At 65.4% G+C, this 14,981-nt stretch carries 11 protein-coding genes and 2 tRNA genes; 10 read left to right on the top strand and 3 right to left on the bottom strand.

The annotated features are described in order from the left end of the window. Positions 1-37: 37 nt before the first annotated feature. Complete coding sequence (locus AT700_RS25745) at positions 38-1,330, top strand: adenylosuccinate synthase (protein WP_003095642.1); 1,293 nt, start codon at positions 38-40, stop codon at positions 1,328-1,330. Between the two features lie 155 nt (positions 1,331-1,485). Here the strand turns inward: AT700_RS25745 and AT700_RS25740 are convergent. Together AT700_RS25740 and AT700_RS25735 are read right to left on the bottom strand one after the other, a co-directional pair. Further along, positions 1,486-1,572: transfer RNA gene (locus AT700_RS25740), tRNA-Leu, on the bottom strand. Between the two features lie 129 nt (positions 1,573-1,701). Beyond that, a tRNA-Leu gene (locus AT700_RS25735) sits at positions 1,702-1,788 on the bottom strand. 204 nt (positions 1,789-1,992) lie between these two features. Between AT700_RS25735 and rnr the strand changes: the two genes are divergently transcribed. From rnr to alr, 8 genes are all read left to right on the top strand, one after another. Next, a complete protein-coding gene (gene rnr / locus AT700_RS25730; RefSeq protein ID WP_003161287.1) occupies positions 1,993-4,707 on the top strand; it encodes a ribonuclease R in 2,715 nt (904 codons plus the stop codon). After that, positions 4,704-5,450 carry a 23S rRNA (guanosine(2251)-2'-O)-methyltransferase RlmB gene (gene rlmB, locus AT700_RS25725; protein ID WP_003095638.1) on the top strand — a complete coding sequence of 249 codons (747 nt, stop codon included), beginning with the start codon at positions 4,704-4,706 and terminating at the stop codon, positions 5,448-5,450. The genes rnr and rlmB overlap by 4 nt, the downstream gene beginning before the upstream one ends. A gap of 214 nt (positions 5,451-5,664) precedes the next feature. Continuing rightward, positions 5,665-6,084: a 30S ribosomal protein S6 gene (gene rpsF, locus AT700_RS25720; protein WP_003095636.1), complete on the top strand. Its 420-nt coding sequence runs from the start codon at positions 5,665-5,667 to the stop codon at positions 6,082-6,084. A gap of 29 nt (positions 6,085-6,113) precedes the next feature. Continuing rightward, positions 6,114-6,344 (top strand): 30S ribosomal protein S18, encoded by a 231-nt coding sequence (gene rpsR, locus AT700_RS25715; protein WP_003095634.1) that lies wholly within the window; start codon positions 6,114-6,116, stop codon positions 6,342-6,344. 36 nt (positions 6,345-6,380) lie between these two features. Continuing rightward, positions 6,381-7,250: a hypothetical protein gene (locus tag AT700_RS25710; protein ID WP_003095630.1), complete on the top strand. Its 870-nt coding sequence runs from the start codon at positions 6,381-6,383 to the stop codon at positions 7,248-7,250. A 21-nt stretch (positions 7,251-7,271) separates the two neighbouring features. After that, a complete protein-coding gene (gene rplI, locus AT700_RS25705; RefSeq protein WP_003095627.1) occupies positions 7,272-7,718 on the top strand; it encodes a 50S ribosomal protein L9 in 447 nt (148 codons plus the stop codon). Between the two features lie 128 nt (positions 7,719-7,846). Next, the gene (dnaB, locus tag AT700_RS25700) at positions 7,847-9,241 is read left to right on the top strand and encodes a replicative DNA helicase (RefSeq protein WP_003100012.1); all 1,395 of its coding nucleotides are present in this window, start codon (positions 7,847-7,849) and stop codon (positions 9,239-9,241) included. A 68-nt stretch (positions 9,242-9,309) separates the two neighbouring features. Beyond that, entirely contained in the window at positions 9,310-10,386 is a 1,077-nt protein-coding gene (gene alr, locus AT700_RS25695; protein WP_033941222.1) for an alanine racemase, read from the top strand. Position 10,387: 1 nt separating this feature from the next. On the opposite strand, the gene AT700_RS25690 is transcribed toward alr, so the two are convergent. Continuing rightward, positions 10,388-12,289 (bottom strand): diguanylate cyclase, encoded by a 1,902-nt coding sequence (locus tag AT700_RS25690; protein WP_019396779.1) that lies wholly within the window; start codon positions 12,287-12,289, stop codon positions 10,388-10,390. A 213-nt stretch (positions 12,290-12,502) separates the two neighbouring features. Here AT700_RS25690 and AT700_RS25685 point away from each other — a divergent pair, with 213 nt between their 5' ends. Beyond that, the gene (locus AT700_RS25685; protein WP_003100007.1) at positions 12,503-14,746 is read left to right on the top strand and encodes a YgiQ family radical SAM protein; all 2,244 of its coding nucleotides are present in this window, start codon (positions 12,503-12,505) and stop codon (positions 14,744-14,746) included. Positions 14,747-14,981 lie beyond the last annotated feature (235 nt).

The following is a 14,981-nucleotide window of genomic DNA, read 5'->3' as shown; positions in this document are numbered from 1 at the left end:
CGGCCGGCATCGAACTTCCACGATGGGGACAAGTGTTATGGGTAAGAATGTCGTAGTCCTGGGCACCCAATGGGGTGATGAGGGCAAGGGCAAGATCGTCGACCTGCTCACCGAGCAGGCGGCTGCCGTAGTTCGCTACCAGGGTGGTCACAACGCTGGCCACACCCTGGTGATCGATGGCGAGAAAACCGTCCTGCACCTGATTCCATCGGGCATCCTGCGCGAAGGCGTGCAGTGCCTGATCGGCAATGGCGTGGTGCTGGCGCCGGATGCGCTGCTGCGCGAAATCACCAAGCTGGAAGAGAAGGGCGTGCCGGTGCGCGAGCGCCTGCGCATCAGTCCTTCCTGTCCGCTGATCCTGTCCTATCACGTCGCCCTCGACCAGGCGCGCGAGAAGGCCCGCGGCGAAGCCAAGATCGGCACCACCGGTCGCGGTATCGGCCCGGCATACGAGGACAAGGTGGCACGTCGCGGCCTGCGCGTCGGCGACCTGTTCCACCGCGAGCGCTTCGCCGCCAAGCTGGGCGAGCTGCTGGACTACCATAACTTCGTCCTGCAGCACTACTACAAGGAGCCGGCCATCGACTTCCAGAAGACCCTGGACGAGGCGATGGAGTATGCCGAGCTGCTCAAGCCGATGATGGCCGATGTCGCTGCGACCCTGCACGACCTGCGCAAGCACGGCAAGGACATCATGTTCGAAGGCGCCCAGGGATCGCTGCTGGACATCGACCATGGCACCTACCCCTACGTGACCAGTTCCAACACCACCGCTGGCGGTACCGCCACCGGTTCCGGCTTCGGCCCGCTGTACCTGGACTACGTACTGGGTATCACCAAGGCCTATACCACTCGCGTCGGCTCCGGTCCGTTCCCGACCGAGCTGTTCGACGACGTCGGCGCCTACCTGGCCAAGCGCGGCCACGAGTTCGGCGCCACCACCGGTCGCGCTCGTCGCTGCGGCTGGTTCGATGCCGTGATCCTGCGCCGCGCCATCGAGATCAACAGCATCTCCGGCCTGTGCCTGACCAAGCTCGACGTGCTCGATGGCCTGGATGTGGTGCGCCTGTGCGTCGGCTACAAGAATGCCGATGGCGATGTGCTGGAAGCGCCGACCGATGCCGACAGCTACATCGGCCTGCAGCCGGTCTACGAGGAAATGCCCGGCTGGAGCGAGTCGACCGTGGGTGCGAAGACCCTGGAAGAGTTGCCGGCCAACGCCCGCGCCTACATCAAGCGCGTGGAAGAGCTGGTGGGTGCGCCGATCGATATCATCTCCACCGGTCCGGACCGCAACGAGACCATCATCCTGCGCCATCCATTCGCCTGAGGCGGATAGCGGGGCGATGACGGAACGGGCTGCGCATGCGGCCCGTTTTCATTTCCGGGGTCGGCGCCGCGGTGAGCGGGGGAGGGTGGCGTGGCTCGAAGGGAAAATCGCGGACAACAAAAAGCCGAGCGATGCTCGGCTGTTTGTCTTGAAGATGGTGCCCAGGAGAAGACTCGAACTTCCACGGTGTTGCCACCGCTAGGACCTGAACCTAGTGCGTCTACCAATTCCGCCACCTGGGCATGCTTTTCAGCATTGTGCGATGATCGCTCATCGACTTGGGTGTTGCAAACCTTGTCGCAGTTTCAATGCCTGGTAGTGGCTGAACTGCTGAAACAAAAACGGTCTAATGACCGGCTTTGTCTGAAATATGGTGCCCAGGAGAAGACTCGAACTTCCACGGTGTTGCCACCGCTAGGACCTGAACCTAGTGCGTCTACCAATTCCGCCACCTGGGCACTGGAGTCGATGATCGCTCATCGTTTCCGTGTTACAACGTCTCAGCAACGTTGTGGGCGCGAACTATACGAGTACGTATTCTGCTTGTAAACCCCTGATGCGATAAAAATTATTCTGTTGCCGAAGCTGACCGACGAAGCGTTTTCGCGCTTCAATAGAGCAATGGCAGCAAACGCTAAAGAAGAAAAGGTGACCTACCTCTAATGGCCGATTGGCAAAACCTCGATCCCGAGGCCGCTCGCGAAGCGGAAAAGTACGAAAACCCCATCCCCAGCCGGGAACTGATCCTGGCTCACCTATCCGAGCGGGGCGCTCCGGCGACTCGCTCCCAGTTGCTCGACGAGTTCGGGCTCGCCGGCGAGGAGCCGGAAGAGGCCTTGCGTCGTCGCCTGCGCGCCATGGAGCGCGACGGGCAGCTTATCTATACGCGTCGTGGCGCCTATGCGCCGGTGGACAAGCTGGACCTGATCCGCGGCCGCATCAGCGGGCACCGCGACGGCTTCGGCTTCCTGATCCCCGACGATGGCAGCGACGACCTGTTCCTCAGTCCCACCCAGATGCGCCTGGTGTTCGACGGCGACCGCGCCCTGGCCCGGGTGTCCGGCCATGACCGGCGCGGACGCCGCGAAGGCCAGCTGGTCGAGGTGATCGAGCGGGCCCACGAGATCGTGGTCGGCCGCTACTTCGAGGAAAGCGGCATCGGCGTGGTGGTCGCGGACAACCCGAAGATCCAGCAGGAAGTCCTGATCCCGCCGGGCAAGGCCGGCAAGGCCAGGCACAACCAGTTCGTCCAGGTGCGCATCGAGCAATGGCCGAGCATCCACCGCCAGGCCCAGGGCGAGATCGTCGAGGTGCTCGGTGACTACATGGCGCCGGGGATGGAGATCGAAGTCGCCCTGCGCAGCTACGATATCCCCCACGTCTGGCCGGCCGCGGTGGAGAAGGAAGCGGCCAAGCTCAAGCCGGAAGTGGCGGAGAAGGACAAGGAAAAGCGTGTCGACCTGCGCCAGGTGCCCTTCGTCACCATCGACGGCGAGGATGCCCGCGACTTCGACGACGCGGTGTACGCCGAGGCCAAGCGCGGCGGCGGCTGGCGCCTGTTCGTGGCGATCGCCGATGTCTCGCACTACGTGAAGGTCGGTTCGGCGCTGGACGAAGAGGCGGCCAGGCGCGGCAACTCGGTGTATTTCCCCGAGCGGGTGATCCCGATGCTGCCGGAGGTGCTGTCCAATGGTCTCTGCTCGCTGAATCCGCTGGTCGACCGGCTGGCCATGGTCTGCGAGATGACCCTGTCCAAGGCTGGCAAGCTGACCGGCTACCAGTTCTACGAAGCGGTGATCCACTCCCATGCCCGCCTGACCTACACCAAGGTCAGCCAGTTGCTCGAGCATCCCGACAGCGTCGAGGCCGAGAACCTGCGCCAGCAGTTGCCCGGCGTGGTGCCGCACCTGCAGCAGCTGTATGCGTTGTATAAAGCGCTGCTGGCCGGCCGCCATGTCCGCGGCGCGATCGATTTCGAGACCCAGGAAACCCGCATCGTCTTCGGCGCCGACCGGAAGATCTCGGAAATCCGCCCGACCCAGCGCAACGATGCGCACCGCCTGATCGAAGAGTGCATGCTCTGCGCCAACGTGGCGACCGCACGCTTCCTGCAGAAGCACGCCATCCCGGCGTTGTACCGGGTGCATGACGGCCCGCCGCAGGAGAAACTCAACAACCTGCGCCAGTTCCTCGGCGAGCTGGGGTTGAGCCTCGGCCGCGGCAAGGCCGCGCCGACCCCGGGCGACTACCAGGAGTTGCTGGAGAAGATCCACGACCGCGCCGACTTCCGCCTGATCCAGACGGTCATGCTGCGTTCGCTCAGCCAGGCGGTGTACAGCCCGGACAACAATGGCCACTTCGGCCTCAACTACGACGCCTACACCCACTTCACCTCGCCGATCCGGCGCTACCCGGACCTGCTGGTGCATCGTGCGATCCGCAGTGTGATCCGCTCCAAGGCGGAGACTCCGCACGTGCAGCGGGCCGGCGCGGCGAGCATGCCCAAGGCGCGTATCTATCCGTACGACGAATTGCGCCTGGACCAGTTGGGCGAGCAGTGCTCGATGACCGAGCGGCGTGCCGACGAGGCCACCCGCGACGTGACCAACTGGCTGAAGTGCGAATACATGCGCGAGCGGGTCGGCGAGACCTTCCCTGGCGTAATCACTGCGGTCACCGGTTTCGGTCTGTTCGTCGAGCTGACCGACATCTTCGTCGAAGGCCTGGTCCATGTGACCGCGCTGCCCGGCGACTACTATCATTTCGACGCCGTGCACCATCGCCTCAGCGGCGAACGCACCGGGCGCAGCTTCCGTCTCGGCGACACCACGGAAGTGGTAGTGGCGCGGGTCGACCTGGACGAGCGGAAGATCGATTTCGAGCTGGCCGGAAACGTGCTGAGCGCGCCGATCGGACGCAAGAAGCGCAACGGCGACAAGTCGACGAACGCCGGCAAGGCGCCGAAGGGGCGCAAGGGCGCATCCGTGCCCGAGGTCGACCTGGAGCCGGCGCTGGCCAGTCCCGACGCCGCGGTGGTGCCGCGGCGCAAGGCCGGCAAGGTGCAGGCGCTGCCGCCGGTCGCGCCGGAGCTGCTGGCGCAGGCCGCGGAGATGCTCGGCAACACCGACGTGCGCAAGAGTCGCGAGGTCAAGCAGGCGCTGCTCGCCGAGGCGCGTGTCGGCGGCAAGGACAAGGGCGGGAAGAAGGGCAAGGTCGTTCCTGCGGGCAAGAGCGCGAAGGGCAAGGCCAAGGACGGCAAGCCCGCCGCTGCCGCCAAGCCGGGCAAGCCGACCAAGCATCGCAAGGGGCCTTCCAAGCCGAAGGCCGACAACGCTCCGGCCGCCACCGGGGCGCGCAAACGTAAGGCCAAGTCATGAGTCAGTGGGAAAAGGTCTACGGCGTGCATGCCGTGGAAGCGTTGTTGCGTCATCACCCGAAGCGGGTCAAGCAGTTGTGGCTGGCCGAGGGGCGGCATGATCCGCGGGTCCAGGTGCTCACCGAGCTGGCCGCCGGGTTCCGTATTCCGGTAGGGCAGCGCGATCGGCGCGAACTCGACGAGTGGGCGGAAGGCGTCCACCAGGGCGTGGTCGCGGAAGTCAGCCCCAGCCAGGTCTGGGGCGAAAACATGCTCGAGGAACTGCTCGAGCGGAGCGAGGGCGTGCCGCTCCTGCTGGCCCTGGATGGCGTCACCGATCCGCACAACCTCGGCGCCTGCCTGCGTACCGCCGATGCGGCGGGGGTGCAGGCGGTGATCGTGCCCAAGGACAAGTCCGCGACCCTCAACGCCACCGTGCGCAAGGTCGCTTGCGGCGCCGCCGAGGTGATCCCGCTGGTGGCGGTGACCAACCTCGCGCGTACCCTGGAAAAGCTCCAGCAGCGCGGCCTGTGGGTGGTCGGCACCGCTGGCGAGGCGGACAAGACCCTCTACCAGCTCGACCTCAAGGGGCCGACCGTGCTGGTGATGGGCGCGGAAGGCAAGGGCATGCGCCGGCTGACCCGCGAGCACTGCGACTTCCTCGCCAGGTTGCCGATGGCCGGCAGCGTCAGCAGCCTGAACGTCTCGGTCGCCACCGGCGTCTGCCTGTTCGAGATCCTCCGCCAGCGCACCCCGCTGGAGTGAGCGCGTGCGGGGCCGCCGCGGCGCGGCCCCGCGCCATTCCATCCGCTGTACAAATATTCGCCAATCTTCCTTGCTTCGCCGGTTGCCCTTCTCTAGAATGTCGCCCCTTGCCGCGCGGGCAGGCGTTCGTTCGCCTCTCCACCAGGCAAGCCAAGAAAACATTCACTCCTTGCCTGACCGTTCTGCGGCAGGCTGCAACCCGTAAGGAGCATTTATGCGTCATTACGAAATCGTGTTCCTGGTTCACCCGGACCAGAGCGAACAAGTCGGTGGCATGGTCGAGCGTTACACCAAGGCCATCGAAGAAGACGGCGGCAAGATCCACCGTCTGGAAGACTGGGGCCGTCGTCAGCTGGCCTACGCCATCAACAACGTGCACAAGGCCCACTACGTTCTGATGAACGTCGAGTGCAGCGCCAAGGCCCTGGCTGAGCTGGAAGACAACTTCCGTTACAACGATGCCGTGATCCGTAACCTGGTCATGCGTCGCGACGAAGCTGTCACCGAGCAGTCCGAGATGCTCAAGGCTGAAGAAAGCCGCAACGAGCGTCGCGAGCGTCGTGAGCGTCCGAACGATAACGCTGAAGGCGCCGATGGCGACGACAACAGCGATAGCGATAACGCTGACGAGTAATTCCGGACCAGTATTGAGGAGCCAATCACATGGCACGTTTCTTCCGTCGTCGTAAGTTCTGCCGCTTCACCGCCGAAGGCGTGAAAGAGATCGATTACAAGGATCTCAACACCCTGAAGGCCTACGTTTCCGAAACCGGCAAGATCGTTCCGAGCCGTATCACCGGCACCAAGGCCAAGTACCAGCGTCAGCTGGCGACCGCTATCAAGCGCGCCCGCTACCTGGCCCTGCTTCCTTACACCGACAGCCACGGCCGTTGAGATCGGGCAGTCGAACGCTGGTAAGGGATAGATCGCATGCGCGCACTGGCTGAGTTCACCATGCGCGGCCGCATGCAGGCCACGCTCGCCGTGGCAGGCTCCGCGGTTGTTCCACTGTTGTTCTGGCTGAGTGCCGCCGCCGGTAGCCTGGTGCTGCTGCGGCGCGGATTCGGCGACGCCTTCGGCGTCCTGGCCTGGGCGGTGCTACCGGCGATGTTCTGGTGGTACCTGGGCGATCCGAGCATCCTTCTGGTCCTGCTCGGTACCCTGACGCTGGCGCAGATCCTGCGCGCCAGCACGTCCTGGAGCCATGTGCTGCTGGGCAGTGTTGCAGTTGGCGTGGTATTCGCGCTGGTGCTGGGGCATACCTCCAGCGAGCTGATCGGCGCCCTGGCGACGGAAGTCACCAAGGTCCTGACCCAGCTTCGCGGGGAGTCCCAGCTGTCGGGCGAAGAGCTGGACAAGTTGCAGGTGGCGCTGGTGCCGACCCTGACCGGGGTCATGGCTTCCTCGCTGCAGGTGACCTGCCTGCTCTGCCTGATGCTCGCGCGGTACTGGCAGGCTTCGCTGTACAACCCGGGCGGCTTCGGCCGCGAATTCCGGAGTTTGCGGCTGGCGCCGGCGGTTGCCGTGATCCTGCTGCTGGGGGCCGTCGTGGTCCCGGCGCTGGAAGTGCAGGCCGCGGTGCTCGGCCCGTTGTGCAGCGTGCCGCTGATCATCGCCGGCGTGGCGCTCGGGCATGGCCTGATCGCCCTGAAGCGCCTCGCGGGTGGTTGGCTGGTGGGCCTGTACCTGGCTGTATTGCTGCTGGGGAACCTGATCTGTCTTTTGGCGGTTGTCGACAGTCTGTTTGATTTTCGTGGACGCCTGGCCCGGCGCCAGGGTTCCACGAACGGTGAAGGTTAAAAGTTAAGAGGTAAGACTCAAATGGAAGTCATCCTGCTGGAAAAAGTCGCCAACCTGGGCAACCTGGGCGACAAGGTGAACATCAAGGGCGGTTACGCCCGTAACTTCCTGCTGCCGCAGGGCAAGGCCACCGTCGCCACCGCCGAGAACGTCGCTGCGTTCGAAGCACGCCGCGCCGAGCTGGAAAAGGCTGCCGCCGAGAAGAAGGCCGCTGCCGAAGCCCGTGCTGCCCAGCTCTCCGAGCTGGTGGTAACCCTCGGCGCCCACGCTGGCGACGAAGGCAAGCTGTTCGGTTCGATCGGCACCCGCGACATCGCCGAAGCCGTTTCCGCTGCCGGTTACCCGCTGGAAAAAGCCGAAGTTCGCCTGCCCAACGGCGCGCTGCGCAACACCGGTGAGTTCGACGTCGCCGTGCACCTGCACACCGACGTGGAAACCACTCTGAAGCTGATCATCGTCGCTGAGTAAGCGATCCGATCGGTAGGGCTGGGCGGGCATATGCGTGTCCGCGGCAGTCCGCTAACATCGGGCACGGTACCGGCAACGGCACCGTGCCCGTTGTTTTTTCCGCTGTTCCTTTTTCTTGCGTCGAGTCTATGAACGAGATCACCAGCCCCGAGCAATACGACCTGGAAACCACAGCCCTGAAGGTGCCGCCGCACTCGATCGAGGCCGAGCAGGCCGTGCTGGGTGGCCTGATGCTGGACAACAACGCCTGGGAGCGTGTGTCGGATTCGGTGTCCGACGGCGATTTCTACCGCCATGACCATCGCCTGATCTTCCGCGCCATCTACAAGCTGGCCGAGGCCAACCAGCCGATCGACGTGGTGACCCTCTCCGAGCAGTTGGAGAAGGAAGGACAACTGGCCCAGGTCGGCGGCCTGGCCTATCTCGGCGAACTGGCGAAGAACATTCCCTCGGTCGCCAACATCAAGGCCTACGCGCAGATCATCCGCGAGCGCGCCACCCTGCGCCAACTGATCGGCATCAGCAACGAGATCGCCGACAGCGCCTTCCACCCGGAAGGGCGCGGCGCCAACGAGATCCTCGACGAGGCCGAGCGGAAGATCTTCGAGATCGCCGAAGCGCGACCGAAGACCGGCGGGCCGGTAGGGATCAGCGATATCCTGGTCAAGACCATCGACCGCATCGACTACCTGTTCAACACCACCGAGGCGCTGACCGGGGTGTCCACCGGTTTCACCGACCTCGACGAGAAGACCAGCGGCCTGCAGCCGGCCGACCTGATCATCGTCGCCGGGCGTCCGTCGATGGGTAAGACCACCTTCGCCATGAACCTGGTCGAGAACGCGGTGATGCGCACCGACAAGGCCGTGTTGGTGTACTCCCTGGAGATGCCCTCCGACTCGATCGTGATGCGTATGCTCTCGTCGCTCGGGCGTATCGACCAGACCAAGGTGCGTTCCGGCAAGCTCGACGACGAGGACTGGCCGCGCCTGACTTCGGCGATCAACCTGCTCAACGACAAGAAGCTGTTCATCGACGATACCGCTGGCATCAGTCCCTCGGAAATGCGCGCGCGGACCCGTCGCCTGGTGCGCGAGCACGGCGACCTGGCGCTGATCATGATCGACTACCTGCAACTGATGCAGATACCCGGCTCCAGCGGCGACAACCGGACCAACGAGATTTCCGAGATTTCCCGCTCGCTGAAGGCCCTGGCGAAGGAATTCAACTGCCCGGTGATTGCCCTGTCGCAGCTCAACCGCTCCCTGGAGCAGCGACCCAACAAGCGCCCGGTGAACTCCGACTTGCGCGAATCCGGGGCGATCGAGCAGGACGCCGACGTGATCATGTTCGTCTACCGCGACGAGGTGTACCACCCGGAGACCGAGTTCAAGGGCGTCGCCGAAATCATCATCGGCAAGCAGCGTAACGGTCCGATCGGTACGGTGCGCCTGGCCTTCATCGGCAAATACACGCGCTTCGAGAACCTTGCCGCCGGCATGTACAACTTCGAGGACGAATGACCCGGCTTGGGTCTTGCCCGGCGGGCGCCTTACCATAGGCACCCGTTTCAGTTGCAGGACCCGATGCCATGCGTCCCCTCGTTGCCACCGTCGACCTTTCCGCCATTCGCCACAACTATGCCCTGGCCAAGCGCTGCGCGCCGCAGCGCCAGGCGTTCGCGGTGGTCAAGGCGAACGCCTATGGCCACGGTGCGCGCGAAGTGGTTACCGCGTTGCACGACGATGCCGATGGCTTCGCCGTGGCCTGCCTGGAGGAGGCCGCGGAAGTCCGCGCCTTGCACGCCAGCGCGCGCATCCTGTTGCTGGAAGGCTGCTTCGAGGCGAGCGAATACGCCCTCGCCGGGCAATTGCGCCTGGACCTGGTGATCCAGGGCGCGGAACAGGGCGAGGCGTTCCTCGCCGCCGGCCTGGATATTCCACTCAACGTCTGGCTCAAGCTCGACTCCGGCATGCACCGCCTGGGCTTCGATCCTGCCGCGCTGCGCGCCTGGCATGCGCGCCTGCACAACCATCCTGGTGTGCGCGAGCTGAACCTGATCAGCCATTTCGCCTGCGCCGACGAACGCAACCATCCGCTCACCGAGCAGCAGCTGGAGAGTTTCCTCGGCCTGCTCGACCTGGATTTCGACCAGCGCAGCCTGGCCAATTCGGCGGCGGTGCTGACTATCCCGGCCGCCCACATGGACTGGCTGCGGCCGGGAATCATGCTCTACGGGTCGACCCCGCTGGCCGACCTGAGCGCCGCCGAACTGGGCCTGAGGCCGGCCATGAGCCTGGGCGCGCAGTTGATTTCACTGCGCGAGGTGGCCGTGGGCGAGAGCGTCGGCTACGGCGCCACCTGGATCGCCGAGCGGCCGGCGCGGATCGGCACGGTCAGTTGCGGCTACGCCGACGGCTATCCGCGTACCGCGCCAGCCGGGACTCCGGTACTGGTCGGGGGACGCCGCGCGACCCTGGCCGGGCGGGTCTCGATGGACATGCTGGCGGTCGACCTCTCCGACCTGCCGGAGGCTCGCGTTGGCGACCCGGTGGAGTTGTGGGGCGCCGGGTTGTCGGTGGACGAGGTCGCCCGTGCCTGCGGCACCCTTGGCTACGAGCTTCTGAGCAAGGTCACGGCTCGGGTTCCGCGACGCTACAGCCACTGATTCAGGAGATACGCTCCGGTGCCAGGGCGGTCGGCCAGGGGAGCGCCGGCGCGGTCTCGCGTTCATCGTCGGCAGCCATCGCATAGCCGGCGCGCCCGGCGCCCTTGACCCGGTACAGCGCCTGGTCGGCGGCCTTGTAGAGTTTGCCGAACTGCAGGGCGTCGCCGGGAAACAGGGCGACGCCGATGCTCGGTGTGATCACCAGCCACTGCTTGGCGAACTCCACCGGTTTCGCCAGTTCTCGCAGCAGGCGTTCGGCGATGTCGCGGGCATGCTGCTCGGCATTCGACCCGCCGACCAGCACGGCGAATTCGTCGCCGCCGAGGCGTGCCACGCAATCCTCGGTGCGCACGCAATGGCGCAGCCGCTGGGCCACGTTCTGCAGGACGAAGTCGCCGGCATCGTGGCCATGGGTATCGTTGATCGGCTTGAAGTGATCCAGGTCGATCAGCAGCAGCGCCATGCTGTTGCCGTGGCGGCGCGCGTCGTCCAGGGCGCTTTCGGCGAACTCCATCAGGTGCCTGCGGTTGCCAAGCCCGGTCAGCGGGTCGTGATGGGCGGCGTACTGCAGTTGCGCTTCGCGCATCTGCAACTGGCGATTGGCCTCGCTCAACTCGTTGGTACGGACTTCCACGGCGCGTGCCAGGTCGCGCTGGGCGCTGTGCAGCAGGGCCAGGCGCGCGTTCTTTTCCTGGTCGGCCTGGTCCAGGGCCAGGGCCCTTTCCTGCTTCAGATCCTGGATGCGCGAGGCGAGCGCCAGGGAGAACAGCAGGGCCTCCAGGGTCAGCGCCAGCGGGAAGACCATGGCGTTGGCCGAGGTCGGCTGGACCAGCGCGGTGGCGCGCATCACGCCAAGGCTGACGCTGCCGAGCACCAGGCCGAAGCCGACCAGGTACAGGCGCGCCGTGGCCGAACCCTGGCGCCAGCGCTGCACTGCCAGGCCGATGGCGATCGGCAGGTTGGCCAGCAGGGTCAGCGCCAGCACGCCGGCCGCCTGCCAGCGCCAGCCGGCGGCGTTGAACGCCAGGCAGGCAAGGAACAGCAGGCAACAGGCGTTCAGCAGGTGATGGGCCCAGCGTGCGTGCTGCCGGCTTTGCAGCAGGTTCTGGCTGAAGCGGATCACGCAGATGCCCCAGATCGCCAGCAGCGCCAGGCGGTCAAGCCACCAGGGCACCGCCCGCTCGGGCCAGAAATACTCGAAACCATGGCCGCTGATGCTCAGGGTCAGCACCAGCGCGCTGGCAGCGGTCAGCACGTACCAGAAATAGGCGCGATCGCGCAGGCTGGTGAAGAGGAACAGGTTGTACAGCAGCAGGGCGAGGATCAGCCCGTAGGCCATGCCGAACAGCAGGTTGCCCTGGCTGCGGTATTCCAGCAGTTCGTCGTGGCTCCAGAGCCTCAGCGGAAAGGCGTTGCCGCCGGGATCGTAGCTGCGCAGGTAGACGCGCAACGGCCCATCGCCGGGAGGGATCCGGAACAGCGGATGACGATAGGCGTGGTCGCGGCCCTCGGCGAAGGGCACCGCTTCGCCGCTGCGATGTTCACGGAACCCGCCGCGCTCGTCGGGGAGGTACAGGCGCAGGTCGTGCAGGCTGGCGCTGGCGACTTCCAGCCACCAGCCGCCGGATACCGCCTCGCGTCTCGGCAGGTCGAGGCGCAGCCACCAGGCGCTGCGGCTGAGGCCGACGCTGGTGCGGCCGGCGGCGGCGACGAAGCGGCCGGCCTGCTCCGCTTGTTCGAGGTCCTCCACCGCCAGGTTGCCATCGGGGTCTTCGAGCAGGTCCAGCGAGCCGTTCAACCAGGCGCCGCTGGCCGGGCCCGTAGGAAGCTCCGGCGCTGCGTTCGACGCGGCGCTGGCCAATAGCAGGAAGACGACCGCGAACTGGGCAAGAGGATGGCGCACGATGACTCTCCCGGGGGCCTGCCTTAGAGGCCGGGTGAGATGACGATGAATGGAGTATAGAAACAAGATGGCTAAATGATGGCATTTTTTCGAAGCCGGCCGACGACAGGCAATACCCAGTGAAAACGTCGGAATTGCTCATTTTTTGTGCTATATTCCGCGCCCCGCGTTTTCGCGACCCCCCATTCCTAGAGATACCCCCTGGTGCCCGTGATGCAAGCCGCCAAGCCGCTGTTCGACTATCCCAAGTACTGGGCCGAGTGTTTCGGTCCGGCGCCCTTCCTGCCTATGAGTAGGGAAGAGATGGATCAGCTCGGCTGGGACTCCTGCGACATCATCATCGTCACCGGCGATGCCTACGTCGACCACCCGTCCTTCGGCATGGCCATCATCGGCCGCCTGCTGGAGGCCCAGGGGTTCCGCGTCGGCATCATCGCCCAGCCGGACTGGCAGTCGAAGGACGACTTCATGAAGCTCGGCGAGCCGAACCTGTTCTTCGGCGTGGCGGCCGGCAACATGGACTCGATGATCAACCGCTACACCGCGGACAAGAAGGTCCGTTCCGACGACGCCTACACCCCCGGCGGCCTGGCCGGCAAGCGCCCGGACCGCGCCAGCCTGGTCTATAGCCAGCGCTGCAAGGAGGCCTACAGCCATGTGCCGGTGATCCTCGGCGGGATCGAGGCCTCGTTGCGGCGCATCGCCCATTACGACTACTGGCAGGACAAGGTCCGCCGCTCGATCCTGATGGACGCCACGGCCGACATCCTGCTCTACGGCAACGCCGAGCGTGCGGTGGTGGAAATCGCCCAGCGCCTGGCCCAGGGCGAACTGGTGAGCGCGATCACCGACGTGCGCGGCACCGCCTTCGTCCGTCGCGACACCCCGGAGGGCTGGTTCGAGATCGATTCCACGCGGATCGACCGGCCGGGCAAGATCGACAAGATCATCAATCCCTACGTGAACACCCAGGACACCGCCGCCTGCGCCATCGAGCAGGAAAAGGGCGCGCAGGAGGACCCGCAGGAAGCCAAGGTCGTGCAGTTGCTGGCGAACCCCAGGCTGACCCGGGAGAAGACCGTGATCCGCCTGCCGTCTTTCGAGAAGGTGCGCAACGACCCGGTGCTCTATGCCCACGCCAACCGCGTTCTGCACCTGGAGACCAACCCGGGCAACGCCCGTGCCCTGGTGCAGAAGCACGGCGAAGTGGATGTCTGGTTCAACCCGCCGCCCATTCCGATGAGCACCGAGGAAATGGACTACGTGTTCGGCATGCCCTATGCCCGCGTGCCGCACCCGGCCTACGGCAAGGCGAAGATTCCCGCCTACGAGATGATCCGCTTCTCGGTGAACATCATGCGTGGCTGCTTCGGCGGCTGCACCTTCTGCTCGATCACCGAGCATGAGGGACGGATCATCCAGAACCGCTCGCACGACTCGATCATCCGCGAGATCGAGGAGATGCGCGACAAGGTGCCCGGCTTCACCGGCGTGGTCTCCGACCTTGGCGGACCGACGGCGAACATGTACCGCATCGCCTGCAAGAGCCCGGACATCGAGCGGCACTGCCGCAAGCCATCCTGCGTGTTCCCCGGCATCTGCGAGAACCTCGATACCGATCACAGCTCGCTGATCGAGCTGTACCGCAAGGCCCGGGCGCTGCCGGGGGTGAAGAAGATCCTGATCGCCTCCGGCCTGCGCTACGACCTCGCCGTCGAGTCGCCCGAGTACGTCAAGGAACTGGTGACCCACCACGTCGGCGGCTACCTGAAGATCGCCCCGGAGCACACCGAGCGCGGTCCGCTGGACAAGATGATGAAGCCGGGGATCGGCACCTACGACCGCTTCAAGCAGATGTTCGAGAAGTTCTCGAAGGAAGCCGGCAAGGAGCAGTACCTGATCCCGTACTTCATCGCCGCCCATCCCGGGACCACCGACGAAGACATGATGAACCTGGCCCTGTGGCTCAAGCGCAACGGCTTCCGCGCCGACCAGGTCCAGGCGTTCTATCCTTCGCCGATGGCCACTGCCACCGCTATGTATCACTCGGGCAAGAACCCGCTGCGCAAGGTCACCTACAAGAGCGATGGCGTGACCATCGTCAAGAGCGACCAGCAGCGGCGCCTGCACAAGGCCTTCCTGCGCTACCACGACCCGAAAGGCTGGCCGCTGCTGCGCGAGGCGCTGGAGCGGATGGGGCGCGCCGACCTGATCGGCAATGGCAAGCACCACCTGGTCCCGACCTACCAGCCGGATACCGGCGAATACCAGAGCGCCCGGCGGAAGAACTCGACGCCGGCCGGCAGCAAGAAGGCCGGCAAGCTGCTGACCCAGCATACCGGCCTGCCGCCACGCGCCAGCGACGGCGGCAAGCCGTGGAGCAAGGGCCAGCAGAACAAGGCGACGGCCTTCGCCAAGGGCAAGAAGAAGTCGCGCCAGCCTAACATCCCGCGCTGATCGCCGGGGCGGCCCTGCCGCCCGCAAAGCGTGCGCGGCTGCAACCTTGCCTGCGGTCGCGCACCGTCGCAGTGCATTGCCGCGGCACGACCTCCTGGCCGCCCGGGCCTGACGGCGCTGGCACAAGTCTTGCGCTTCCGGGGCATCCCGGTCTTCACGAAGAACCGTCGTGGCGGACCCGGCAACGCCTCGTCGCTTCGCTCCGGCGTCGCGCCGCCGACTCCGCTACAGTGAC

Source organism: Pseudomonas aeruginosa (assembly GCF_001457615.1).
Classification (GTDB): domain Bacteria; phylum Pseudomonadota; class Gammaproteobacteria; order Pseudomonadales; family Pseudomonadaceae; genus Pseudomonas; species Pseudomonas aeruginosa.
Note: the sequence above shows the minus strand (reverse complement) of the source record. Positions and strands in the feature narration are given on the sequence as shown.

Bases quoted from the DNA above. Each gene is read 5' to 3' on its own strand.
- AT700_RS25745 (WP_003095642.1), top strand. From the start codon at position 38: ATGGGTAAGAATGTCGTAGTCCTGGGCACCCAATGGGGTGATGAGGGC.
- rnr (WP_003161287.1), top strand. From the start codon at position 1,993: ATGGCCGATTGGCAAAACCTCGATCCCGAGGCCGCTCGCGAAGCGGAA.
- rlmB (WP_003095638.1), top strand. From the start codon at position 4,704: ATGAGTCAGTGGGAAAAGGTCTACGGCGTGCATGCCGTGGAAGCGTTG.
- rpsF (WP_003095636.1), top strand. From the start codon at position 5,665: ATGCGTCATTACGAAATCGTGTTCCTGGTTCACCCGGACCAGAGCGAA.
- rpsR (WP_003095634.1), top strand. From the start codon at position 6,114: ATGGCACGTTTCTTCCGTCGTCGTAAGTTCTGCCGCTTCACCGCCGAA.
- AT700_RS25710 (WP_003095630.1), top strand. From the start codon at position 6,381: ATGCGCGCACTGGCTGAGTTCACCATGCGCGGCCGCATGCAGGCCACG.
- rplI (WP_003095627.1), top strand. From the start codon at position 7,272: ATGGAAGTCATCCTGCTGGAAAAAGTCGCCAACCTGGGCAACCTGGGC.
- dnaB (WP_003100012.1), top strand. From the start codon at position 7,847: ATGAACGAGATCACCAGCCCCGAGCAATACGACCTGGAAACCACAGCC.
- alr (WP_033941222.1), top strand. From the start codon at position 9,310: ATGCGTCCCCTCGTTGCCACCGTCGACCTTTCCGCCATTCGCCACAAC.
- AT700_RS25685 (WP_003100007.1), top strand. From the start codon at position 12,503: ATGCAAGCCGCCAAGCCGCTGTTCGACTATCCCAAGTACTGGGCCGAG.